General features: G+C 73.4%; 18 protein-coding genes, 2 tRNA genes and 1 pseudogene. 8 read left to right on the top strand and 13 right to left on the bottom strand.

The genetic code is table 11. The annotated features are described in order from the left end of the window. Positions 1 to 112: 112 nt before the first annotated feature. Positions 113 to 1,132, top strand: coding sequence for an adenosine deaminase (locus ABGB06_RS29715; RefSeq protein ID WP_347595039.1), 1,020 nt, complete (start codon positions 113 to 115; stop codon positions 1,130 to 1,132). 104 nt (positions 1,133 to 1,236) lie between these two features. Here the strand turns inward: ABGB06_RS29715 and ABGB06_RS29710 are convergent, their stop codons facing one another. Beyond that, entirely contained in the window at positions 1,237 to 2,292 is a 1,056-nt protein-coding gene (locus ABGB06_RS29710) for a UDP-N-acetylmuramate dehydrogenase (RefSeq protein ID WP_347595036.1), read from the bottom strand. A 207-nt stretch (positions 2,293 to 2,499) separates the two neighbouring features. Here ABGB06_RS29710 and ABGB06_RS29705 point away from each other — a divergent pair, with 207 nt between their 5' ends. Further along, entirely contained in the window at positions 2,500 to 3,183 is a 684-nt protein-coding gene (locus ABGB06_RS29705) for a response regulator transcription factor (protein ID WP_347595033.1), read from the top strand. A gap of 99 nt (positions 3,184 to 3,282) precedes the next feature. Here the strand turns inward: ABGB06_RS29705 and ABGB06_RS29700 are convergent, their stop codons facing one another. The 7 genes from ABGB06_RS29700 to ABGB06_RS29670 form a co-directional block, all read right to left on the bottom strand. Then, positions 3,283 to 4,755, bottom strand: a complete 1,473-nt coding sequence (locus ABGB06_RS29700; protein ID WP_347595030.1) for a DHA2 family efflux MFS transporter permease subunit — start codon at positions 4,753 to 4,755, stop codon at positions 3,283 to 3,285. Positions 4,756 to 4,836: 81 nt separating this feature from the next. Further along, positions 4,837 to 5,442, bottom strand: coding sequence for a TetR/AcrR family transcriptional regulator (locus ABGB06_RS29695; RefSeq protein WP_347595254.1), 606 nt, complete (start codon positions 5,440 to 5,442; stop codon positions 4,837 to 4,839). A 79-nt stretch (positions 5,443 to 5,521) separates the two neighbouring features. Continuing rightward, positions 5,522 to 5,956, bottom strand: coding sequence for a MaoC family dehydratase (locus ABGB06_RS29690; RefSeq protein ID WP_347595028.1), 435 nt, complete (start codon positions 5,954 to 5,956; stop codon positions 5,522 to 5,524). Further along, complete coding sequence (locus ABGB06_RS29685; protein WP_347595025.1) at positions 5,953 to 6,441, bottom strand: MaoC family dehydratase N-terminal domain-containing protein; 489 nt, start codon at positions 6,439 to 6,441, stop codon at positions 5,953 to 5,955. Before ABGB06_RS29685 ends, ABGB06_RS29690 begins: the two co-directional genes overlap by 4 nt. Positions 6,442 to 6,564: 123 nt before the next feature. Next, on the bottom strand, positions 6,565 to 6,729 hold the full coding sequence (rpmG, locus tag ABGB06_RS29680) for a 50S ribosomal protein L33 (protein WP_347595022.1): 165 nt from the start codon (positions 6,727 to 6,729) through the stop codon (positions 6,565 to 6,567). A gap of 96 nt (positions 6,730 to 6,825) precedes the next feature. After that, positions 6,826 to 6,898 (bottom strand) — tRNA-Met (locus ABGB06_RS29675). A 46-nt stretch (positions 6,899 to 6,944) separates the two neighbouring features. Continuing rightward, positions 6,945 to 7,017, bottom strand: a tRNA-Thr gene (locus ABGB06_RS29670). A 158-nt stretch (positions 7,018 to 7,175) separates the two neighbouring features. On the opposite strand from ABGB06_RS29670, the gene ABGB06_RS29665 reads away from it, so the two are divergent. The 4 genes from ABGB06_RS29665 to ABGB06_RS29650 all read left to right on the top strand — a co-directional run bounded on the left by ABGB06_RS29665 (position 7,176) and on the right by ABGB06_RS29650 (position 13,139). Continuing rightward, a complete protein-coding gene (locus tag ABGB06_RS29665; RefSeq protein WP_347595019.1) occupies positions 7,176 to 8,714 on the top strand; it encodes a hydrolase in 1,539 nt (512 codons plus the stop codon). 118 nt (positions 8,715 to 8,832) lie between these two features. Then, entirely contained in the window at positions 8,833 to 9,504 is a 672-nt protein-coding gene (locus tag ABGB06_RS29660) for an NAD(P)H-binding protein (protein ID WP_347595016.1), read from the top strand. Positions 9,505 to 9,676: 172 nt separating this feature from the next. Further along, complete coding sequence (locus tag ABGB06_RS29655; RefSeq protein WP_347595013.1) at positions 9,677 to 10,933, top strand: sialidase family protein; 1,257 nt, start codon at positions 9,677 to 9,679, stop codon at positions 10,931 to 10,933. A 121-nt stretch (positions 10,934 to 11,054) separates the two neighbouring features. Beyond that, entirely contained in the window at positions 11,055 to 13,139 is a 2,085-nt protein-coding gene (locus ABGB06_RS29650) for a SpoIIE family protein phosphatase (RefSeq protein WP_347595010.1), read from the top strand. 20 nt (positions 13,140 to 13,159) lie between these two features. Here the strand turns inward: ABGB06_RS29650 and ABGB06_RS29645 are convergent, their stop codons facing one another. From ABGB06_RS29645 to ABGB06_RS29625, 5 genes are all read right to left on the bottom strand, one after another. Then, positions 13,160 to 14,095, bottom strand: a complete 936-nt coding sequence (locus ABGB06_RS29645) for a dihydrodipicolinate synthase family protein (RefSeq protein ID WP_347595007.1) — start codon at positions 14,093 to 14,095, stop codon at positions 13,160 to 13,162. 95 nt (positions 14,096 to 14,190) lie between these two features. Further along, positions 14,191 to 15,291, bottom strand: coding sequence for an ABC transporter ATP-binding protein (locus ABGB06_RS29640; RefSeq protein ID WP_347595251.1), 1,101 nt, complete (start codon positions 15,289 to 15,291; stop codon positions 14,191 to 14,193). Positions 15,292 to 15,356: 65 nt separating this feature from the next. Further along, positions 15,357 to 17,570: an oligopeptide/dipeptide ABC transporter ATP-binding protein gene (locus ABGB06_RS29635; protein ID WP_347595004.1), complete on the bottom strand. Its 2,214-nt coding sequence runs from the start codon at positions 17,568 to 17,570 to the stop codon at positions 15,357 to 15,359. Continuing rightward, positions 17,570 to 18,529, bottom strand: coding sequence for an ABC transporter permease (locus tag ABGB06_RS29630; RefSeq protein WP_347595001.1), 960 nt, complete (start codon positions 18,527 to 18,529; stop codon positions 17,570 to 17,572). Before ABGB06_RS29630 ends, ABGB06_RS29635 begins: the two co-directional genes overlap by 1 nt. Before the next feature lie 54 nt (positions 18,530 to 18,583). Continuing rightward, positions 18,584 to 20,203 carry an ABC transporter substrate-binding protein gene (locus ABGB06_RS29625; protein WP_347594998.1) on the bottom strand — a complete coding sequence of 540 codons (1,620 nt, stop codon included), beginning with the start codon at positions 20,201 to 20,203 and terminating at the stop codon, positions 18,584 to 18,586. Between the two features lie 284 nt (positions 20,204 to 20,487). Here ABGB06_RS29625 and ABGB06_RS29620 point away from each other — a divergent pair. After that, positions 20,488 to 21,156, top strand: a pseudogene (locus ABGB06_RS29620) (FadR/GntR family transcriptional regulator); the annotation flags it as partial. Positions 21,157 to 21,498: 342 nt separating this feature from the next. Then, the gene (locus ABGB06_RS29615) at positions 21,499 to 22,911 is read left to right on the top strand and encodes a hypothetical protein (protein ID WP_347594995.1); all 1,413 of its coding nucleotides are present in this window, start codon (positions 21,499 to 21,501) and stop codon (positions 22,909 to 22,911) included. The last annotated feature ends 20 nt before the right edge of the window (positions 22,912 to 22,931 follow it).

Raw genomic sequence — 22,931 nt, 5'->3', positions numbered from 1 at the left:
CAGCAGGGCGCGCAGAACGCACGGCAGAGCGCGCGGCGTGGGCCGCGCGCGGGGCGCACGCGGGAGGGTGGGTGATTACCCACCCTCCCGCGTCATGCGGCACTATCTGCGGATGGCACGTGCTCGCGACATCAGGCTGCTGCCCAAGGCCCATCTCCACCTGCACTTCACGGGCTCGATGCGGCCCGGCACGCTCCTCGAACTGGCGGACAGGTACGGCGTGCGGCTGCCGGAGGCGCTGACCGGCGGCGAGCCGCCCCGGCTGCGCGCCACGGACGAACGCGGCTGGTTCCGCTTCCAGCGGCTCTACGACCTCGCGCGATCCTGCCTGCGCGCCCCGGAGGACATCCAGCGCCTGGTCCGCGAGGCGGCCGAGGAGGACCTACGGGACGGCTCGCGCTGGCTGGAGATCCAGGTCGACCCGACGTCGTACGCCCCCCGGCTCGGCGGGCTGATCCCGGCCCTGGAGATCATCCTGGACGCGGTGGACACCACGATGCGGGAGACGGGTCTGGGCATGCGGGTGCTGGTCGCGGCCAGCCGGATCAAGCATCCGCTGGACGCCCGCACGCTGGCCCGGCTGGCGGTCCGCTACCGGGACCGCGGCATCGTCGGGTTCGGCCTGTCCAACGACGAACGCCGCGGTTTCGCCCGGGACTTCGACCGGGCCTTCGCGATCGCCAGGGACGGCGGGCTGCTGGCGGCGCCGCACGGCGGCGAGTTGTCGGGCCCGATCAGCGTCCGGGACTGCCTGGACGACCTGCGGGCCAGCCGGATCGGGCACGGCGTGCGGGCGGCCGAGGACCCCGTGCTGCTGACCCGGCTGGCCGAGGCCGGGGTGACCTGCGAGGTGTGCCCGGCCTCGAACGTCGCCCTCGGGGTGTACCAGAGCCTGCCCGAGGTGCCGCTGCGGACGCTGTGGGAGGCGGGCGTGCCGATGGCGCTGGGGGCGGACGACCCGCTGTTGTTCGGCTCCCGGCTGGCGGCGCAGTACGAGATCGCCCGGGAGCACCACGGGTTCACGGACGCGGAGCTGGCGGAGCTGGCCCGGCAGTCGGTGCGGGGTTCGGCGGCGCCGCAGGAGGTGCGCGAGAAGCTGCTGGTGGAGATCGACGCCTGGCTGTCGAGCTGAGCCCACCCGGTCCCGGCTAGAGCTCGACGCCGACCAGCACCGGCTCGTTGACCAGGGTGATGCGCCCTTGCGAACCCCAACCCGCCCGGGCGCCGCCGGCGGGGCTAGAGCTCGACGCCGACCAGCACCGGCTCGTTGACCAGGGTGATGCCGAAGGCGTCCCGGACGCCGTCCCTGACCTCCCGGGCCAGTGCGAGCAGGTCGGCGGTGCGGGCGCCGCCGCGGTTGGTGAGCGCCAGGGTGTGCTTGCCGGAGATGCGGGCGGGTCCGGTGCCGTGGCCCTTGGGGAAACCGGCCCGGTCGATCAGCCAGGCCGCGGAGGTCTTCACCCGGCCCTCGCCCGCGGGGTAGCTGGGCGGCGCCGTGTCCGGGCCGAGGCGCCGCTCGACGCGGGCCAGGAAGGCGGCGTACCCGGCCTCGTCGAGCACCGGATTGGTGAAGAAGGAGCCGGCGGACCAGGTGTCGTGGTCCTCCGGGTCGAGGACCATGCCCTTGCCACTGCGCAGCTTCAGCACCGTCTCCCGGGCGTCGGCCACCGGCACCCGTCCGCCGGGGCGCACGCCGAGCGCGCGGGCGGTCTCGGCGTAGCGCACGGGCGCGGACAGCCCGTCGGCGTCCTCCAGCGCGAACCGGACCCGCAGCACCACGAAGCGCTCGGGGTCGGCCTTGAAGCGGCTGTGCCGGTAGGCGAGGCCGCAGTCGGCCGCCGGCAGGGTGACGGTGCGGTCGGCGGTCCGGTCGTAGGCCACCACCTCGGTGAGGACGCCTGACACCTCCTGGCCGTAGGCGCCGACGTTCTGGATCGGCGTGGCGCCGGCGCTGCCGGGGATGCCGGCCAGGCACTCGACGCCGGCGAGGCCGGCCTCGACGGTGCGGGCGACGGCGGCCGACCAGTTCTCGCCGGCGGCGAGCTCCAGGTGGTTGCCGTCCAGCCGGAAACCGGCGGTGGCGATGCGGAGGGCGGTGCCGGAGAAGCCGGCGTCGGCGACGACGAGGTTGCTGCCGCCGCCGACGAGGAGCAGCGGCCGTCGCTCGGCGTCGGCCGCGCGGACGGTCTCGACGACCTCCTCGTCGGTCTCGGCGACGACGAGCCGTCGCGCGGGGCCGCCGAGCCGCAGCGTGGTCAGCGGCGCGAGCGGGGCATCGGGGATCACCTGCACCCGCCCAGCTTACGACCGCACCGGGCCGCTCTCCGCCCGTCAGCCCCGTCGGCCAGGTCAGTCCCGCACCGCCGTCCCGGTCGCCGCCGTGCAACCCGGTGGGCGGGTCCGGAGTGTAGTCAGCGGAGACGCGGACGCGTCACGCCGCGCGCCGGCGTGCGCCGGATGAGGGAGGGCCGTCGTGGGGACTGTCCACGGGGACCGACGGTGACCCGGATCCTCGTCGTCGACGACGACGAGCCGATCCGCGAGGTGCTGGAGCTCGTGCTGCGCGCGGAGGCGTTCGAGGTGCGCACGGCGGGCACCGCGCGGGCCGGCCTGGAGGAGCTGGAGCGTTCGGGCGCCGATCTGGTCCTCCTCGACCTCACGCTGCCGGACCGGTCGGGCATCGAGGTGTGCCGGCAGCTGCGGAGCCGTTCCCGGGTCGCGGTCATCATCGTGTCCGCCAGGGACAGCGAGACCGACCGGGTCGTGGGTCTGGAGGTGGGCGCCGACGACTACGTGACCAAGCCGTTCTCCCCGCGGGAGCTGGTGGCGCGGATCCGCGCGGTGCTTCGCCGCCGGGGCGAGTGGTGGGAGGAGGAGGACCCGTCCACGCTGGAGGCGGGCCCGGTGCGGATGGACGTGGAGCGGCACGAGGTCGCGGTGGGCGGCCGCCCGGTCGAGCTGCCGCTGCGGGAGTTCGACCTGCTCGCGGTGCTGCTGCGGAACGCCGGCCGGGTGCTGACCCGGCTGCAGCTGATCGACCGGGTCTGGGGCGCGGACTACGTCGGCGACACCAAGACGCTGGACGTGCACGTCAAGCGGCTGCGGGAGAAGATCGAGCCGGACTCGGCGAACCCCCGCTGGCTGGTGACGGTGCGCGGCGTGGGGTACAAGTTCGTGCGCTAGGCGGCTGGTTGTGGCGAGCGGGCGGAGCCGGATGGCGCCGGGATGGAGCCGGAATGGAGATGGCGGCCCGTCCCGGGACGGGCCGCCACAGGTTGAACGCTATACCTTCACCGGAACGCGTTCGTCGGCGGCCGGAGCGCTGACGGCGTCGGGCACACCGGCCGCCGCGACCTGCCGGGTGCGCCCGGGGCCGAGCAGGATCACGAGGCCCGCGGTGACGAGCGCCACGACCCCCACCCACAGCGCCGGGACCAGGCCGTCGGTGAACGCCTGCGGCGTCTCGTAGCCGCCCTGGGCGGTGAAGACCGAGGCCAGCACCGCCACCCCGAGGGCGCCGCCCACCTCGCGCAGCGCGTTGTTGACCCCGGAGGCGATGCCCTGTTCGCTCTCGGCCACCGAGGCCATCACCATCGCCCCGGTCGGGGCGAAGAACATCGCCATCCCGGTGCCGCCGAGCACGAAGGCCGGTATCTGGCTGGCGTAGCTCACGTCCGGCTCGGCGAGCAGCGCGAGCCAGCCGAGCGCGACGGCCATCAGCAGCAGTCCGGTGGCGACGATGGGCCGGCCGCCGATGCGGTCGGTGAGCGCCCCGGCGAGGGGCGCGACCAGCATCGGCATGGCGGTCCAGGGCAGCATCCGCAGCCCGGCCTCGGAGGGCGAGTATCCCTGGATCAGCTGGAGGAACTGGGTCAGCAGGAAGATCGAGCCGAACATCCCGGCGAACATCAGCAGGCTCGCCGCGTTGACCGTGGTGAACGCGCGGGACCGGAAGAACCGCATGGGCAGCATCGGCGTCCTCGCGCGCAGTTCCCAGCCGACGAACGCGACCAGCAGCAGGCCGCCGAGCACGAAGCCGGCGAGCACCGAGGGCGACGTCCAGCCGTGCTCGTTGCCCCGGACGATGGACAGCACCACGCCGAACAGGCCGGCGCTCGCCAGCGCGGTGCCGGGCAGGTCGAGGCGGTTGTTGGAGCCGCGGCTCTCGACGAGCCGGGTGCGGACCAGCGGCAGCAGCGCGAGGCCGATCGGCACGTTCAGCCAGAAGATCCACTCCCAGGCCAGGTGTTCGGTGATGGCGCCGCCGACCAGCGGGCCGCCGGCGACCGCGACACCCTGCACCGCGCCCCAGATGCCGAACGCGGCGCCGCGCCGCTCCGCGGGGACCGCGGCGGAGATGAGGGTGAGGCTGATCGGCATCAGGATGGCGGCGCCCGCGCCCTGGGCCGCGCGGGCGGCGATCAGTTCGCCGGGGGACCCGGCCACCGCCGCGGCCGCCGAGGCGAGGGTGAAGAGCAGGACGCCGAGGCCGAAGAGCCGGCGGCGGCCGAAGCGGTCGCCGAGCGCGGCGCCGAGCAGCAGCAGGCAGGCGAACGGCAGGGTGTAGCCGTTGACGATCCACTCCAGGTCGGCGATGTCCCCGCCGATGTCGTCGCGGATCACGGGCAGCGCGGTGGTGACCACCAGGTTGTCGAGCGCCGCCATGAAGGTGGCGGCACCGGTGATCAGCAGTGTCCACACCACGACGGCGCGTTGGGCCGGCGCGGTGGGCGGCGGTGATGTCCGGTCGGTCATGGCCCCTCCCGGGGTCGCTAAGTAGTGATTACTCAATAACTTTCGGGTGCGCACGTGTGCGCGGTCAGTGAACGGGCGAGTTCAGGCGTGCCGCTTCGGGCGGTGGTCGGAGTGCGGGTCCGGGGACTGCCCGGGCGGGTGCTCGGCCGGATGTTCGGCGTAGATGTCGCAGGACTGCCAGGCCCGGTGGCCGGCGGGTACGCCGAGCGCCAGCAGGACGTTGATCAACATGCCGGTGCCGAAGAACGACCCCGTCTCCTCGTCGTCGGCGCCGAGCGCGAGGTGGGACGAGTCCCACAGCTCCACCCAGGCGTCGCGCAACCGGGCGCCGAACTCGTGGTCGCCGGCCGCCTCGGCCGCGGCCACCGCGACGTACATCTGCATCTGGAACAGCAGCCGGTCCCGGTCGGCGATGAGCTCCACGTAGGCGTGCGACATCGCGTCCCTGGCCGCCTCCGGGTCCAGCCCGTCGGCGGCCCGCTCGAACGCCTCCCGGATCTCGTCGGTGCAGCGCCGGGCGGCGGCCAGGAAGAGGGCGCGCTTGTCGGGGAAGAGCCGGAACAGGTACGGCTGCGAGACCCCCACCCGGCGCGCGATCGCGGCGGTGGAGGTGCCCGAGTACCCGCCCTTGGCGAACTCGGTGATGGCGGCGCGCACCACGCTCTCGCGCCGCTCCTCCGCGCTCATCCGAGCGCTCTCCCTGGCCATGCCGACAAAGTTAGTGGCCAATCACTAACTAAGTCAAGTGCCGGGCCGGTCCCCGGTCTCAGGCGAGCCTGACCACCGCGCGGGACATGCCGAGCACCTTCTGGCCGGCGCTGTGCGCGGTGAGGTCCACCCGCACCGTGCGCGCCTCGTCGTCCAGCTTGGCCGCGACCTTGCCGGTGACGTCGATCACCGCGCCGGCGTCGTCGTTGGGCACCACCACGGGCTTGGTGAAGCGCACCCCGTACTCCAGCACCGCGCCGGGGTCGCCGGTCCAGTCGGTCACCACCCGCAGCGCCTCGGCCATCGTGAACATGCCGTGCGCGATGACGTCGGGCAGGCCGACCTCGCGGGCGAACCGCTCGTTCCAGTGGATGGGGTTGAAGTCCCCGGAGGCGCCCGCGTATCGCACGAGCGTGGCCCGGGTGACGGGGAAGCTCTGGGCGGGCAGCTCGGTGCCGGCCGCCACCTCCGCGTAGGCGATCCGCGCGGTCACGCCGCACCCCCCTGGTCTGTCGATTGCTCCGTCTCGTCGTCCTCGCGCCGGCGGGCCACGAGCTTGGTGAAGGCGGTCACCACGTGCTCGCCCGACTCGTCGTGCACCTCGCCGCGCACCTCCAGGATCTCGTTCCCCGCGAGCGACTTGATGGAGTCGATGGTGGAGGTGACCGTCAGCCGGTCACCGGCCCGCACCGGGCGGGAGTACGCGAAACGCTGGTCGCCGTGCACCACCCGGCGGTAGTCGAGGCCCAGCAGCGGGTCCTGGATGACCTGCCCGGCGGCCCGGTAGGTGATCGCGAAGACGAAGGTCGGCGGCGCGACGACGTCGGGGTAGCCGAGCTCCTTGGCCGCGTCCTGGTCGGTGTAGACGGCGCTGGTGTCGCCGATCGCCTCGGCGAACTCGCGGATCTTCTCCCGTCCCACCTCGTACGGCTCGGTGGGCGGATAGCTCCGCCCGACGAAGGACTGATCGAGCGGCATCGGTGTCCTGACCTTCCCCTTCCGGCCCCGTCCGGGGGTCCAGGGCCCCAATGTAGTGAGGCCGCTCCCTGGATCGGGAGCGGCCTCGTACAACTTCAGCTCTGGTGTCGTTGGCGTGTCCGGCTATCGCGTCTCGCGGTGCACCGTGTGCGCGTTGCAGCGCGGGCAGTGCTTCTTCATCTCCATGCGGTCCGGGTCGTTACGCCGGTTCTTCTTGGTGATGTAGTTCCGCTCCTTGCACTCCACGCAGGCCAGCGTGATCTTCGGGCGGACGTCGGTGGCAGCCACGTGAGTGCTCCTTGACGGACGGTGGACAGTCGAACACGGTTGAACACAGAGAGAGTAGCCGATCGGAGGATCGACCCCACAATCGGCTACTGTGCGTAGCGGCGACCGGACTCGAACCGGTGACACAACGATTATGAGCCGTTTGCTCTACCGACTGAGCTACGCCGCCACGAGGTGGGAGCCTCCCACGCATCGCGAGAGACCTCGCACCCCAGAGCCCCAAAACGGAATCGAACCGTTGACCTTCTCCTTACCATGGAGACGCTCTGCCGACTGAGCTATTGGGGCGAGCGCTGAAGAGATTACACGCTCTGGCGTCGAAGGCGAAATCCATAACCCCGCCCCGCCCCTCGGCCACTTCCGGAGCGCACCACGGCAGCACCACGGCGGTACGACTAATCCTTCCCTCCCCACCCGTACCGCGCCGTCGCCGTACGCTCCCTTCCGTGCCCGACCGCAGCCTGGCCAACGACCCCGGCGACGCCGCCGTCCTCGTTCTCAGCGGACCCCGGCTCGCCGACGGCCGCACCGTCGACGTCCGGCTCAGCGGCGGACGGATCGAGGCCGTGGGCACCCCGGGCAGCCTCTCGGCGCCGCCCGGGCAGCCCGCGCCCGGCGCCCGGGGCACCGGCCAGGCCGCGCGTCTCGACCTCACCGGCTACCTGCTGCTGCCCTCCCCCGCCGAGCCGCACGCGCACCACGAGAGCGCCCTCACCGACGCCCCCAGGCCGCCGGGGGCCTGGGAGGTGCCCCCGCCGCTCGCCGGCGCCCCCAGGCCCCCAGGCCCCGGGGGAGCGCCGCCCGACGCCTCTCCGGCCCGGCTGCGGCGGCGCATCACGGAGGCGGCGTTGGTGCAACTCGGGCACGGCGCCACCGTCCAGCGCAGCCACGTCCGGATCGGCGACGTGCACGGGCTCGCCGGGCTCGAAGCGGCGCTCGCGGCCGGGCGGGCGCTGCGCGGTCTCGCCGAGCTCACCACGGTGGCCGTGCCGCGGCTGCTGACCGGCCGGGCGGGCGCCGACGGCCGGGCGCTGCTGGCCGAGGCGGCGCAGCGGGGCGCCGGCGCGGTGGGCGGCGCGCCCGACCTCGACCCGGACCCGGCCGGCTTCCTCGACGCGGTGCTCCGGGTCGCGGAGGCGCACGGCAGCGCCGTGGACCTGCACACCGACGCCGACGATCCGGCCCGGCTGGCCCGGCTCACCTCGGCGGTGGCGGCCTTCCCGTCCCGGGTCACGGTCGGCCCGTGCACCGGCCTGTCCCGGCTGCCGCCGGACGCCGCCGCCCGGGCCGCGGACCAACTCGCCGCCGCCGACGTCACGGTCTGCCTGCTGCCGCAGGGGCGGTGCGGGCTGCTCTGCCCGGGCGGCCTCGCCGGGGCGCGGTCCGGGCCGCCCGCGGGACCGCCGGGCCTGGCGGCCCTGCCGAGCGCCCAGGTCCCGGCCGGCCCGGTCGGTGCTGGTCCGGCCGGTTCCGGGCCGGCCGGTTCCGGTTTGGTCGGTGGCGGTTTGGTCAGTGGCGGTTTGGTCGGGCCGGCGGGTGGTGGGGGCGAGGCCGCCCCGCCCGTACGGCTGTTGACCGCCGCCGGGGTGCGGGTGGCCGCGGGCAGCGGCACGCTGCGGGACGCCGCCAACCCGGTGGGCCGCGGCGACCCGTTGGAGGCCGCGTACCTGCTCGCCTCGCTCGGCGGTCTGGACCCGCACGACGCCTACCAGGCCGTCAGCGCCGGCGCCCGGGCCGCGCTCGGCCGGCCCGAGGTGCGCATCGAGGCCGGCTTCCCCGCCGAGTTGCTCGCCGTGCGCGGCGAGTCGGTGGCCGGCGCGCTGTCCCTGGCCTACAGCCGTCTGGTCATCCACCGCGGCCGGATCGTGGCGCGGACCAGCGCGGTGCGCGAGTACGGCGGCGCGCTGGCGTCCGGCCCCGGCAGGACCGGGCGGGGCCGCGCGGGTCAGGCGCTGCCCCGGCAGGCCACCGGCGAGTTCACCTGACGGCGGCACGCTGGTCTCCGAACCTGATCGGCTCCCCGGTGCTCGTTCGGTGCGGTCCCGTGCGGCCTCGGTGCGGCGCGGGCCCCGTTGTCCCGCTCGCGGGCGTACGGTCGCGGGTATGCGTATCGTCATCGCCGGCGGACACGGCAAGATCGCCCGGCGCCTGGAGATCCTGCTGGCCGGGCGCGGCGACCACGTCACGGGGCTGGTGCGGCGCCCCGAACAGGCGGACGCCCTGCGGGCCGCGGGCGCCGAGGGGGTGCTCTGCGATCTGGAGGCGGCCGGCCCGGAGGAGGTCGCCCGGCACCTGCGCGGCGCTGACGCCGCCGTCTTCGCGGCCGGCGCCGGGCCGGGGAGCGGGGCCGCCAGGAAGGACACGGTGGACCGGGACGCGGCCATACTCCTCGCGGACGCGGCCGAGTTCGCCGGGGTGCGGCGTTTCCTGACGGTCTCGGCGATGGGCGTGGACGCCGAGCCGCCGCCCGGCACCGACCCGGTGTTCGCCGCCTACCTGCGCGCCAAGGGCGCCGCCGACGTCGACCTCAGGGCCCGCGCCAATCTCGACTGGACGATCCTGCGCCCCGGTCGCCTCACCGACGCGACCGGCACCGGCCGGGTGCGGCTGGCGCCCTCGACCGGCCGCGACGAGGTGCCGCGGGACGACGTGGCCGAGGTGCTGCTGGCGCTGCTCGACGAGCCGCGCACGGCCGGCCTGACGCTCGAACTCGTGGGCGGCGAAACGCCGGTGGCCGACGCGGTAGCCAACGCGGCGGCCGGGCAGCCTTCCTGAGCGAGAAGCACCACGGGAAGCGCGTCCGGCACCGGAGACGGCACAGAAAGGTGCCGCACACATCCTTGTCGACGATGCCCCGTCCGCTTATGGTCAGACGTCCCACCTCCTACGTCCCATGTCCGGGAAAGACCAGGCCAGAAAGACTCAGGAGAGACCAGGAGAGAGAGCGATGCCCAAACCCGTCCCTGTCCTCAGCCGCCGCAGTCTCATCGTGACCACGACCGCCACCCTGGCGGTGCTCGCCTCCGCCCTCCCGGCCGCGGCCGCCTCCGGCACCTCCGGCGTGACCGGCGCGACCGGCGCCGGGGCCACGGCGCGCCGGCGTGGCGCCTCCGAGCCCTTCGTCTCCGGCACGGAGGGCTACGACACCTTCCGCATCCCCGCCGTGCTCACCACCCCCTCCGGCACGGTGCTCGCCTTCGCCGAGGGCCGGGTCGGCGGCTCCTCCGACACCGGCGACATCGACGTGGTGGTCCGGCGGTCCCGGGACGGCGGCCGGACCTGGGGCCCGCTGATCCTGGTCGCCAAGGGCGACGGCGACGTCCGGGGCAACCCGGCGCCGGTGATCGACCCGGCGACCGGCCGACTGGTGCTGCTCACCTGCTACAACGCCGGCGACGCCACGGAGGCCGAGATCACCGCCGGTCTCGTCCCGGCGGAGGACAGCCGCCGGGTCTTCGTGCAGTTCAGCGAGGACGACGGCCGGACGTTCAGCGAGCCGCGGGAGATCACCGCCGACGTGAAGCGGCCCGACTGGCGCTGGTACGCGACCGGGCCCTGCCACGCCATCGCGCTCACCCACGGCCGGTACGCCGGCCGGCTGGTCGTCCCGGCCAATCACTCGGCGGCGCCGCCCGAGGGCTCGACCGACACGGGCGGCGAGCACAAGTACCTCGGTGCGCACTGCCTGATCAGCGACAACGGCGGCGAGGACTGGCGGATCGGCTTCGTCGACAACTCCTACGAGGGCGTGCTCAACGGCAACGAGTCGGTCGCCGCCGAACTGCCCGACGGCCGGATCTACTTCAACACCCGCGACCACAACGGCACCTCCACCGGCGCCCGGGCGGACGCCGTCTCCAGCGACGGCGGCGAGACCCTGGACGCGCCGTACGCGATGCAGCCGAGCCTCGACGACGCCCCGGTGGTCCAGTGCAGCGCGCTGCAACTGGAGGGCAGGAAGGCGCCGCTGCTGTTCTCCGGCCCCTCCGTCCCGACCGCCAGGCGGGCGCTGGCGCTGTGGCGCAGCGACGACGACGGCGGATCGTTCCGGAAGGTGGAGACGCTCTCGGAGGACCCGGCGGCCTACTCCGACCTGGTGCAGCTGGACCGGCACACGCTGGGCGTGCTGTACGAGACGGGCGCGGAAGGCCCGTACGAGAAGATCGAGTTCCGGCGGATCCCGATCGCGGAGCTGCGCGACTGAGCGGAGCCGGCCACGGGCCGCCTCCCGGCCCGGTGGCGGGCCGGGAGGCGGCCGCCACGCCACCCGATCGGGCCCGCGCGCCGGGCCGGGTTCGCCCGCCGACCGGCCGATCATGAAAGGCATGGTGCCTGAGCCTCCGCAGCCTCCCGAGCCTCCGCGGGACGCGCCGAACGCGGACGGTCCGTTGGACCACGCCGTGCTCGACGCGTTGTTCGGCCAGTCGCCGACGGGGCTGCACGTGCTCGACCCCGACCTGCGGGTGCTGCGGGTGAACACCGCGGCCCGGGGCATGCTGGGCGTCGACCCGTCCACGGTGCTGGGCCGGCGCTGGCACGAGATCGATCCCTCGTTCGGCGAGGTCTCGGAGCGGGTGCGGGAGGTGCTGGTCACCGGGCGGCCGATGCTGGACATGCCGTGGACCGGGCGGCTGCTCAGCGGCGTGGGCGGCGAACGGACGCTGTCCGTCTCGGCGTTCCGGCTCACCGGCCCGGACGGCGCGACGCTCGGCGTCGCCGTCTCCGTGGTGGACGTCACCGAGCGCCGCCGGGCCCAGGAACACGTGGACCTCATGCTGCGGGCCGGAGAGCGCCTGGGCAGCACCCTGGAGGTGGTCCGCACCGCGGCCGAACTGGCCGACGTGGCGGTCCAGGGATTCGCCGACCTGGTGGCCGTGGAGGTGCTGGAGTCCGTGCTGCGCGGCGAGGCCCCGGCGCCTGGCGGGCTGATGGACCAGGCCGCGGTCCGCCGCGCGGGCTTCGCCACGGCCCCGGGCCGGGAGGTGAAGGAGATCTTCCCACTCGGTGAGGTGCGGCTGATCCGTTCCGGGACGCCCTACGCCATGGCGCTGGGCGACCTGCGTCCCCGGCTGATCCGGCGGCTCGCCGAGAACGAGCCGTGGCTGGTGCGGGACCGAACTCGGGCCCAACTGCTGCTGGACGCCGGGGTGTACTCGCTGCTCGCCGTGCCGCTGACCGCGCGCGGGGTGGTGCTCGGCCTGGCCTCGTTCTACCGGATGGTGGACTCGGAACAGTTCGACGAGGCCGACCTCGCGGTGGCCAGCGAACTGGCCAGCCGGGCCGCGGTGTGCGTGGACAACGCGCGCCGCTACACCCGGGAGAACACCCTGGCCTCCCTGGTCCGGCGCAGCCTGGTGCCCAGCCGGGCGCCCCGGCAGTCGGCGGTGGCGGCCGCCCACACCTACCTGCCGGTGGTCTCCGGCGGCTCGTGGTTCGACGTCATCCCGTTGTCCTCGGCCCGGGTGGCCCTGGTGGTGGGCGAGGTGACAGGACACCACGGCGTTCCGGCCGCGACCACCATGGGCCGGCTGCGGACGGCGCTCGGCACGCTCGCGGCCATGGACGTCCCGCCCGACGAGCTGTTCGAGCGGCTGCACGAGCTGACCGGGCAGCTCGCCGACGAGCGGCCCACGGCGTTCGCGGACCAGCCGCCGTTGAGCGCCACCTGCCTGCTCGCCACCTACGACCCGGTCACCGGACGCTGCGTGCTGGTCGCGGCCGGACGCCCCGGGCCCCTGACGGTGGTGTCACCGGACGGCCAGCCCCGGGAGGTGGCCATGACTCCCGGTCCCCCGCTGGGCCGGGGCGTGGCCGACTACTCGCCGACCCGCCTCGACCTGCCGGAGGGCAGCCTGCTGGCCCTGCACAACGTGGGTCTGACTCCCACCGCCGACGCCCGCCAGACCCTACTCACCGAGCTCGGCCGCCCCGCGTCGACGGACCTTCAGGAGCGCTGCGACGCGCTGGTGCGCGCCGTCCTCCCGCAGGAACCCGACGACGACGCGCTGCTGCTCCTGCTCCGCACCCGCCTCCTGGGTCCGGACCGGGTCGCGTCCTGGACGCTGGCCGGCGAGCCCCGGAGCGCCGGCACCGCCCGCAGGGCCGTCGGCCGGCAGCTCGCCGACTGGGGCCTCGACGACCTGGCCCCGGCCACGGAGCTCGTCGCGAGCGAACTGGTCACCAACGCGGTGCGCTACACCGTCGGCCAGATCCGCCTGCGGCTGATCCGCGACCGCGGGCTGGTCTGCGAGATCTCCGACGACAGCAGCTCGGCCCCGCATCTGCGGCATGCCGAGGACGACGACGAGGGCGGCCGGGGCCTGTACCTGGTGTCCCAGTTGACCGACCGCTGGGGCGCCCGGCACGACGAGCACGGCAAGACCATCTGGACGGAACAGGAGCTGCCCTGACGGGCTTTCCGGTGCGGGCCTCAGAGCAGTCCGGCGGCGGCCAGATGCTTGGCGACCCGCGCCACCTCGTCCTCGGACAGCGGGATCTGCGGTTCCGCGGTGGTGGCGTGCCGGACGACGCCGCGCAGCCGGAGCGCCGCCTTGAACGCCCCGATGCTCGACGAGCCGCGCCCCATCCGGGCCGGGCTGCCGACCCCGACCATGCTGAACAGCGCGAGCAGCCGCTCCTGCTCCGCCCTGGCCCGCTGCCAGTCGCCGGCCGCGCACAGGCCCACCAGCCGCACGTAGCCGTGCGGGTCGACGTTGCCCAGGCCCGGCACCACCCCGTCGGCGCCCATCAGCAGCGCGGTGTCCACGCTGGTCTCCGAACCGGTGAGCACGGTGAAGTCGCGGATGCCCGGATCGCTCCTGGCGGCCAGGATGACCTCGCGCAGGTTCGTCTGGTCCGCGCTGGAGTCCTTGAGCCCGGAGAGCACGCCGTCGGCGGCCAGCGCCAGCACCAGTTCCGCGTCGAGCGCGACGTGCACCGAGGTCGGCAGGTTGTAGGCGAAGAGCGGGGCGCCGGAACGCTCGGCGAGCAGGCGGAAGTGCCGCTCGATCTCGGCCGGGTGGGTGCGGGCGTAGAACGGGGCGGTGGCGACGATGCCGTCCGCGCCGGACGCCAGGGCGGCCCTGGCGTGGTCCAGCGCGCGGGGCGTGGTCATGTCGATCGCGCCGGCCAGCACCGGCAGCGCGCCGTCCAGGTGCGCGGCGACGGTCTCCACCACGGTCCGGCGCTGCCGGTCGGTGAGGTAGGCCGCCTCCGAGGTCGAGCCGAGCACGAACAGGCCGTCCACCCCGGCCTCGGCGAGGAAGTCCGCCAGGTCCCGCAGCGAGTCGACGTCCACCTCCCCGTCCGGCGTGAGCGGCGTGCAGATCGGCGGGATGACTCCGCCGAGACGGGCGGGCAGGGCCATGGCGTTCCTGTGCCTTTCGCGCTGTCAGCGCAGTGTGTACCGAGGGAAGTGCTGTCTGTTCTGTTATGCCTGCATTGCTGTATATGCCCGTTAGATCATTTCTCTATGTCCACGGTGGCCCGGGCGTCGGGGGCGTCCGCGGTGGCAGGGGCGTCCGCGGTGTCGCGGCGGGCCTGCAGCACCAGCTCGTGCGTGGTCTCGTCACCGCCCACGGGGTGGTGGCAGCGGTACCGGTGCGCGCCGTGCTCGTGGGTGTCCGTGTCCGTGTCCGTGTGAGCGTCCGTGCCGTTCGCCGAGAAGTCCGGCATCGACTCGGCGCAGACCTCGTCCGCCTTCCAGCACCGGGTGCGGAACGGGCACCCGCTGGGCGGCCTGGTCGCCGACGGCACCGGGCCGACCAGCGGGATCGGGTCGATCGGGTCGAGCAGCCCGGGGGTCGCCGAGAAGAGCGCCCGGGTGTACGGGTGCCGGGCGTGTCCGGTGACCTCGGCGGCCGGCGACTCCTCCACGATCCGGCCCAGGTACATGGTGATCACCCGGTCGCTCATCCGGCGCACCGTCTGGATGTCGTGCGAGATGAAGACCAGCGCCAGGCCGAGGCGGTCTCGCAGGTCGAGCAGGAGGTTGAGGATCTGCGCCCGGACCGAGACGTCCAGCGCGCTGGTCGGCTCGTCCGCGATGACCAGCTCCGGCTCCAGGGCCAGCGCCCGGGCGATCGCGACCCGCTGCCGCTGGCCGCCGGACAGCTGCCCCGGCAGCACGTCCGCCAGCTGCGCCGGCAGACCCACCAGCGACATCAGCTCGCGCACCCGCGCATCGCGCTGCTGCGGCGTGCCCTGGCGGTGCACGTCCAGCGGGTCGCGGAGCACCCGACGCACCGGCAGGCGCCGGTTCAGCGCCGTGGACGGGTCCTGGAAGATCATGCCGAGATGCCGGCCGATGGTGGCCCGGCGCTCGGCGTGCGGCATCTCCCAGAGATCACGACCCCGGTAGCTGACCGCGCCGCGGGTGGGCCGCTCCAGGCCGACCAGCACCCGGGCCAGGGTCGACTTGCCGCAGCCGGACTCGCCGACCACGCCGACCGTCTCACCCGGGCGGATGGCCAGATCGGCGCCCGTCAGCGCGTACACCCGGTCGGGGCGGAACAGCTTCCCGCCGCGGGCCGGATAGACCACGTGCGCGTCGGCCAGCCGCAGCAGCGCCGAACTCCGCGTCTCCGCCCCGGCCGGCGGGGTCGGTTCCGTCGTGTCTGTCGCCCGAGTCACCGGGTGCCCTCGCTTTCCAGTAGCGCGTCCGCGGCCGAGTCGCCGGAGTCGGCGGTGACCGCGGGGTGGTGGCAGGCGGCCACGTGCTGCCGGCCCGGCGCGGCCACGACGGGCACCTCCGTCGCGCACACCTCGGTGGCCATCGGGCAGCGGTCGGCGAACCGGCACCCCGGCGGGAAGTCGGCGGGCGACGGCACCACGCCGCGGATCTGCGTCAAACTCCCCCGGTGCCTAGCGGCACCGGGAGGTGCCCCCATGGCCGCCGCCTCCAGGGACAGCACCGAGCCCAGCAGGCCCCGCGTGTAGTGGTGCGCCGGGGCGCCCACCAGATCGGCGGTGGCGCCGGTCTCGGCGATCTGGCCGCCGTACATCACGGCCACCCGGTCGGTGACGTCCGCGACCAGCGCCAGGTCGTGCGAGACCAGGATCAGCGCGAAGCCCAGCTCGGCGCGGAGCCGCAGCAGCAGCTCGATGACCTGCGCCTGCACGGTGACGTCCAGCGCGGTGGTCGGCTCGTCGGCCACGATCAGCCGCGGGTTACGGGACAGCGCCATGGCGATCAGCACGCGCTGCCGCTGCCCGCCGGAGAGCTCGTGCGGATAGCTCCGGAGCGTGCGGCGCGGGTCGAGGCCGACCAGCTCCAGCAACTCGGCCGGGCTCCGCCTGCCGCCGCGCCGCACCAGCTGCCTGAGCTGGGCGCGGATGGTCATGGCCGGGTTCAACGAGGACAGCGCGTCCTGGTAGACCATCGCCATCTCGTGACCGAGCAACCGCCGCCTGGCCCTCCGGGAGATGCCCAGCAGCTCGCGGCCGGCGAAGCTGACGCTGCCGCGGATCCGGGCGCCGCGCGGCTGCAGGCCCATGATGGTGAGCGCGGTGAGCGACTTGCCGCAGCCGGACTCGCCGACCAGACCGAGCACCTCGCCGGGCCGGGCGTCGAAGCTGATGCCGTCCACGATGTCGGTGCCGTGGTGGTGCCGGTCGAACCCGATCCGCAGGTCCCGCACCGCCAGCACGGGGTCGCCTTCGGCGACGGGGCGCGCTCGCTCGCGCAGCCGCGTGGCCGCTTCCCGCAGGGCTGCCTCCGGCAGCGGCGTTCGTGCCTCCGGCACGGTTGCCGGCGCCTCCGGTGCCGCTTCCGGCGGCTCCGCCGCCGCGCCTCCGGCGCCCACAGCGTCGTTCCGCGCCTCCGGCGCGGTGGCGGGGACCTCGCCGTCCTTGGCGAGCACCGACGCCTCCGGCGCGGTGGAGCCGGGGTCGGTGGGCACAGCGGGGGTGGGGATCTTGGCCAGGGGTTGGGCGGCGGGGGCGTGGGCCGTGCCCGGGGTGAGGGGGCGGGCGGCGGGGGCGGCCCAGGCGTCGGAGATGCCCTCGGAGAGCACGTTGAGCGACAGCACCGTGATCATGATCAGCAGGCCGGGGAAGATGGTCGCCCACCAGCCGCCGAGCAGCACCATGTTCTTGCCGTCGGCGATGACGCTGCCCCAGGACGGGTCGGGCGGCCGCACGCCCGCGCCGATGAACGACAGGGACGCCTCGAAGACGATCGCCTCGGCGACCTGCACGGTGCAGAACACCAGGATGGGCGCGGCGCAGTTGATCGCCACGTGCCGGATCACGATATGCGGCGTGCGCGCGCCGATGACGCGCTCCGCCGTGACGTAGTCCTCCCCGTACTGCGCCATCACGTTCGCGCGCACCACGCGCGCGATGGGCGGCGTGTAGAGGAAGGCGATGGCGCAGATCAGCACCGGGAGGCCGCCGCCGAAAACCGACACCAGGACGGCGGCCAGCGCGATGCCGGGGAACGCCATCACCACGTCGAGGCAGCGCATCAGCCCCTCGTCGATCGCCCGGCGGGAGGTGGCCGCGATCGCCCCGAGCACGCCGCCGACCAGCAGCGCGAGCAGCGTCGCGCCCAGGCCGATGGCGAGCGACCAGCGCGCGCCGTGCATCAGCCGGCTGAGGATGTCCCGGCCGAGGCTGTCCTGGCCCATCCAGTGGCTGCCGGAGGGCCCGTCCGACTCGCCGGACTGCTCGTAGGGGTCGTGCGGCGCCAGCAGCGGGGCGAGCAGCGCCAGCAGCACGACGAGCAGCAGCACGCCCAGCGCCACCTTGGACAGCAGGGGGAGGCGGCGCAGCGAGCGCAGCCGCACGCCGGGCCGGGCCAGCCGCTCCGTCAGCTGTTTCCGCGTCAGCAGCGAGGCCATCAGTCAGCGCTCCTCAGCCGGGGGTTGACCAGCAGGTAGAGGACGTCGATCACGAGGTTGACGACGACGAACCCGAGGGCGATGGTCAGCACCACGCCCTGGACGACGGCCGGATCGCCGTTGCGCACCGCGTCGATCATCAGCTTGCCCATGCCCGGCAGGTTGAACATGGTCTCGATGACGACGGCGCCGCCGAGCAGGTAGCCGACCCGCAGGCCGAGCACCGTGAGCGGGTTGATCAGCGCGTTGCGCAGCACGTTGCGGCCGACCACGACGACCGGCGGCAGGCCGCTGCCGATCGCCGTGCGCACGTAGTCCTTGTCCAGTTCCTCCACCACCGCGGTGCGCACGATGCGGGCGAGTTGCGCGGCGACGGGCGCGGAGAGCGCCAGGGCGGGCATGGTCATGGTCTCCAGCCAGCCCGTGAACGAGTCGTTCGGGTTGGTGTAGCCGCTGGTGGGGAACCAGCCGAGCTCCACCGCCAGGTACTGGATCATCAGCAGCGCGATCCAGAAGCTGGGCGCGGCCACCCCGGTGACCGAGACCACCCGGATGATCTGGTCGGGCAGCCGGTCCCGGTAGATCGCGGCGGTGACGCCGAGCAGCAGCGCCAGCAGCACGCCGACGGCCAGACCCAGGAAGGTCAGCTGCATGGTGAGCGGCAGCGCCGTGGTGACCTGGTCGAGCACGGGCGAGCGGGTGAGCACGCTGGTGCCCATGTCGCCCTGGACCAGGTCACCGACGAAGGCGAAGTACCGCACGGGCAGGGGGTCGAGCAGGCCGTTCTCCTCCCGGAACTGGTGCAGCTGGTCCTGGGTGGGGTTGCCACCCATGAAGTACGCGGCGGCGGGGTCCGTGTCCGAGAACTCCATGACCAGGAAGACGAACAGGACGATGCCGAGCGTCAGCGGGATCAACAGGAGAACGCGGCGGACGAGCATTCTGACGACGACGGCCACGGTGGGGCTTCCGAATCTGACGGGATCTGGGGAGCGCTGGCGAGAGCTTGGTGGCTAGGCGGGATCGGCCTTGAGCAGGTTGATACCCGGGTAGGGCAGGGACTCGACACCGGAGAGCCGTTCGGGGTCCCAGGCCGTCAGCAGTTCGTTGTGCACGGTCGGGTAGAGCACCGCCTGCTCGGCGATGACGTCCAGGTACTCGTGGGTCAGCTGGAGCTTGCGCTCGGGGTCCTGCTCCTCGGTCGCCTCGTCCATCATGGCGAAGAGGTCCTGCGCCTCGGGGGTGCCGTCCCATCCGGTGTACGCCATCCAGCCGCCGCCGGCCGTGTAGTTGTAGCGCAGGATCAGGTCGGCGTCGAGGCCGAACTGGTTGGGGTTCGAGGCGGCGGCGACCACCTGGTAGTCCTGGTCCTGGTCCATCTTGGTGAAGAGCGCGGAGGTGTCCTGCGGCTCCAGCGTCGTGGTGACGCCGATGGCGTCCCAGGACTCCTTGATGGTGGGCAGGCAGTCCACGATCCAGCTGACGTTGACGGCCATCAGGTTGACCCGCAGGTCGGTCACGCCGGCCTCGGCCAGCAGGTCGCGGGCGCGGTCCGGGTCGTAGGTGTAGACCGTGCCGGCCTCCTGGTGCGCCTCGTTGCCCTCGTTGAGGAACGAGGTGGGCGCCTTGCCGTAGCCGCGCAGCCCGACCTCGATCATCTGGTCGGTGTCGATGGCGTAGAACAGCGCCTGCCGGACTCGGACGTCGTCGAACGGCGGGTTCTCCGTGTTGAACATCAGGAACATGTGGTTCATGCCGGCGCCGCCCTCGACCGTGAGGCCGTCGCCCTCCAGCTGCTCCACGTTGTCGTACGGGATGTTGTCGGCGATCTGCGCGTCCGCGCTGTCACCGGAGATCGCGGCGACGCGCGGCGCGGCCTCGACGACGGTCAGCCAGTTCATCTCCTTGAAGGAGGCCGGGCGGGGCCCGTTGTACTCGGGGAACTCCTCCATGGAGCTGTTCGACTTGGGCTGGTGCGAGACCAGCCGGTACGGGCCCGAGCCCAGCACCAGGCGTCCCGCGGTGGCCTCGTCCCAGGCGCCGTCCGCGCTGTACGCGTGCCGGGGCAGGATCTTCGCGATGGTCAGCCGCTGCAGCGCGTCGGGGAAGGGGAACCTGAAGTCCAGCTCGACGGACCGATCGCCGGTCTTGCGCACCCCGTCGAGCCAGGTGACGAAGAAGCTCCGGACCAGCACCTGGGCTTCCGGGTCGAGGATCCGCTCGAAGGTGAACACCACGTCGTCCGCGGTGACCGGCTCCCCGTCGTGGAAGGTGGCGCCGTCCCGCAGGGTGAAGGCCCACGTGGTGGCGTTGGTGTCCTCGGGCAGCGCGGTGGCCAGCGCGGGGTAGGGCTCGCGGGTCACCGGGTCGGTGTCCACCAGCCCTTCGAAGATGTGCTGGATCGCGGCCATCGAGAACGCCGAGGCCGTCATCGTCGGGTCCCAGCTCTGGTCGTTGCCGTACCCGATGACGGCGGTCAACGAGTCCAGCGACCCGCCGCCGTTGTCGCTGGTCGTGGACTCCGGGCCGCCCGAACAGGCGCTCAGGCCGCCGGTGACCGCCCCGGCGAGGCCGAGGGCCCCGGAGTACTTCAGGAATCCCCTACGACCGAAGCCGCCGTTCGCCTCGCTCACGCTGCCGCCTCCACAACTGGGCCCGTCCCGTGCCGTCCTCCCCATCCCCCGGCGGGCACTTCTCGTGCACACTGGGGAGGGAGGTCCTACGTTCTACGTCCTATGTGCTGGAACCGTAAGAGTCACCCTCCGCACTGGTCAATACCTGTGCGACGGACTATCCGGGATAGTGGGACATCCCATGTCCTATCTCCGCTGGCAGAATGTGAACTCGAGGTCAAGAGACGGTGCAGGCGGTAGCTGACGGCCGGTGTCCGCACGGGTCCTTACAGGAAGGGGCAGCGATGGCACGCCGCATGATGTCCGACGAGGTGCAGGAGCGGATCAAGCAACTGATACTCCGTCGACGTCTGGCCCCCGGCGACCCGCTGCCCACGGAGAGTGAGTTGATGCGGCTTTTCGGCGTCAGCAGGAACTCGGTCAGGGAGGCGCTGAAGGCGCTCCAGGCGGTGAACGTCGTCGACATCCGGCACGGCTTCGGCACCTACGTCGGCTCGCTGAGCCTGGACTCCTTCGTCGAGGGCGTGGTGTTCCGCGCGGCGGTGCGGCACCGGCGCGGCGAGGCCAGCCTGTACGAGCTGCTGGAGGTCAGGGAGGCGCTGGAGGGCGGGCTGATCGGCAGCGTCGCCGGCAAGGTGCCGGAGGCGGATCTGGAGACGCTGCGCGAGCTGGTGCGGCAGATGGAACGGGAGGCCGCCGAGGTGGGCCGGGTGACCGCGGCCACCGACCGGGCCTTCCACCTCGCGCTCTACCGCTCGCTCGGCAACCATCTGCTCAGCGAGGTGCTCGACGCCTTCTGGGCGGCGCTGCACCGGGTCCGGGAGGAGCTCAAGGAGGGCCATCTGGACCCGCACGTCACCTGCGCCCGGCACCAGGACATCCTGGCCGCCCTGGCGGCCGGCGACGGGCCCCGGGCGGCCGCCGCCATGCACCGGCACTTCGCCGGCATCCGCCAGGTCCTCAGCCCGGCGCCCGCCGCCACGGAGCCGGCGGACGGGACCCCGAACGGGTCCGGCGCGGACGAGACCGGCCCCGGCGGGGCGGACTCGCCGTCCGGCGCCTCGGCAGCCTCCGGGACCAGCCGCGGCACCGGCACCGGCGGCGCCTGACGCGGGGCCGTTCGACGGGCCGAATTCGGTCAGGCGTTCGGCAGGCCATCCGTCCGTCAACACTTATCCATGAATCACTCTTTTGGGCTAAGTGTTACTACTTTGGCCAAATAAGGTGACGATGAGTCATATTCTCGCCTCAGCGAGCGGCCCGTGGGTGGTCGCATGAGGCCGGGAGGGGACCCCGTGGCTCTCCGACAGTGTGAGTCCGCGCACTGCAGCGGCGCGGACGCCGAGATCGACGAGATCTGCAGGCAGGAGGGGTGGGCGGTCGGCCATCCCGTGCTCACCCGGGACAGCCAGGGGGCGTGCGTCTGCACCTGCTCCTGCCTCGCCTTCGGGACGCCGGTCGAGGACGGCTCGGGTCAGGCGAAGGCCGTCGAGGCGTACGTCGTCGGCGACGAGGTGATGACCGCGGGATCGGACCTCGACTGGACACCGGGTCCGGTCGTCTACAGTGACGGCACGCCGGGGGCGTCACTGCAGAAGTTCGCCGTCCTGGTGACGTATCTGGACACCGCGCTCGTGGTGACGAGCGACCACCTCTTCCTGCTGGCCGGCGAGGCCGGGGCGTTGCGGCGAGCGGACCGGCTGACCACCGGGGACCGGCTCGTGGCCCGCGACGGCAGCCCGGTGGAGATCACCGGCGTACACGTCGGCGACTACGTGGCGGGCTTCCACCACATCGCGGCGACCGCCAAGAACCGCGTCGGCGACGACCTCACCGGCCACCTGCTGAACACCAACGGAGTCGTCAGCGCCGACTACGCGGCGCAGCTCTCGGCCCGGACGGATGGGGTGGCGGGCCGCGGTGTCCCGGCGGCCGACGACCTGCCGGCGGTCGGATCCGCGGAGTACGTGCAGCGGCACGGCGCCGCCTGCCTCGGCGCGCCCACCCTGTCGGCCACCCTCGACTCCGCGCTGTCCGTGCGGTCCACCGCCGCCGGCGCCGCGGAGGCGGTGCGGGACCTCACGGGGCACACGTTCATCCCGGTCACCGCGACCAAGCGCCGCATCCCGCCGGATGCGTGCGCCTTCCTGCCCCCCGACCTCGCCGAGGCGAAGCTGGCCCGCGCTCGCCCGGTGGGCGCGCTCCGGCTTCGTCCGGGTTCCGGACGACGACTACCGGGCGCGGCTGGCGACCTGTCAGGGCTGCCCGCACCTGACCGGAGCAGGGCGGGGCGCGCTGCACCGGCTCACGGGCACCGGCCAGCGCGCCGGCGTCTGCGGCCTGTGCGGCTGCGACGTCGCGCGCAAGGCACGCCTCGCCACGGAGGAGTGCCCGGACGGGAGATAGGAGACAATCGAGCCATGACCGACGGCACGGTGGAGCGGCCGGTACGCGTCGTCGACAACGGCAGGCGCAGCTTCATCCCGCCCACCTTCTGCTTCGAGCTTCGGGACGCCGAGTCCGACGTCGTGGTGACGACCGTCTCGCACGTCATCCTCGCCTCCCCGCCGCGCGGCGACTTCGACGCCGTCCGGCACCTCGCCGACGCGGGTCTGGCCGCCACGGGGGAGCTCTCCCGCTACGACGCCGGCCCGCAGGCCCGCGAACCGGGTCTCCGCTTCGTCATCCGGACCACCACCCCGGCCTGACCGGACGACCCGGACCCGAC

This window comes from Streptomyces sp. B6B3, assembly GCF_039871525.1.
Classification (GTDB): domain Bacteria; phylum Actinomycetota; class Actinomycetes; order Streptomycetales; family Streptomycetaceae; genus Streptomyces.
The sequence above is the reverse complement of the archived record's forward strand: the minus strand, read 5'-3'. Positions and strand labels throughout refer to the sequence as shown.

Bases quoted from the DNA above. Each gene is read 5' to 3' on its own strand.
- ABGB06_RS29660 (WP_347595016.1), top strand. From the start codon at position 8,833: ATGCGTATCGTCATCGCCGGCGGACACGGCAAGATCGCCCGGCGCCTG.
- ABGB06_RS29650 (WP_347595010.1), top strand. From the start codon at position 11,055: ATGGTGCCTGAGCCTCCGCAGCCTCCCGAGCCTCCGCGGGACGCGCCG.
- ABGB06_RS29715 (WP_347595039.1), top strand. From the start codon at position 113: ATGGCACGTGCTCGCGACATCAGGCTGCTGCCCAAGGCCCATCTCCAC.
- ABGB06_RS29695 (WP_347595254.1), bottom strand. From the start codon at position 5,442: ATGAGCGCGGAGGAGCGGCGCGAGAGCGTGGTGCGCGCCGCCATCACC.
- ABGB06_RS29685 (WP_347595025.1), bottom strand. From the start codon at position 6,441: ATGCCGCTCGATCAGTCCTTCGTCGGGCGGAGCTATCCGCCCACCGAG.
- ABGB06_RS29635 (WP_347595004.1), bottom strand. From the start codon at position 17,570: ATGGCCTCGCTGCTGACGCGGAAACAGCTGACGGAGCGGCTGGCCCGG.
- ABGB06_RS29645 (WP_347595007.1), bottom strand. From the start codon at position 14,095: ATGGCCCTGCCCGCCCGTCTCGGCGGAGTCATCCCGCCGATCTGCACG.
- ABGB06_RS29655 (WP_347595013.1), top strand. From the start codon at position 9,677: ATGCCCAAACCCGTCCCTGTCCTCAGCCGCCGCAGTCTCATCGTGACC.
- ABGB06_RS29700 (WP_347595030.1), bottom strand. From the start codon at position 4,755: ATGACCGACCGGACATCACCGCCGCCCACCGCGCCGGCCCAACGCGCC.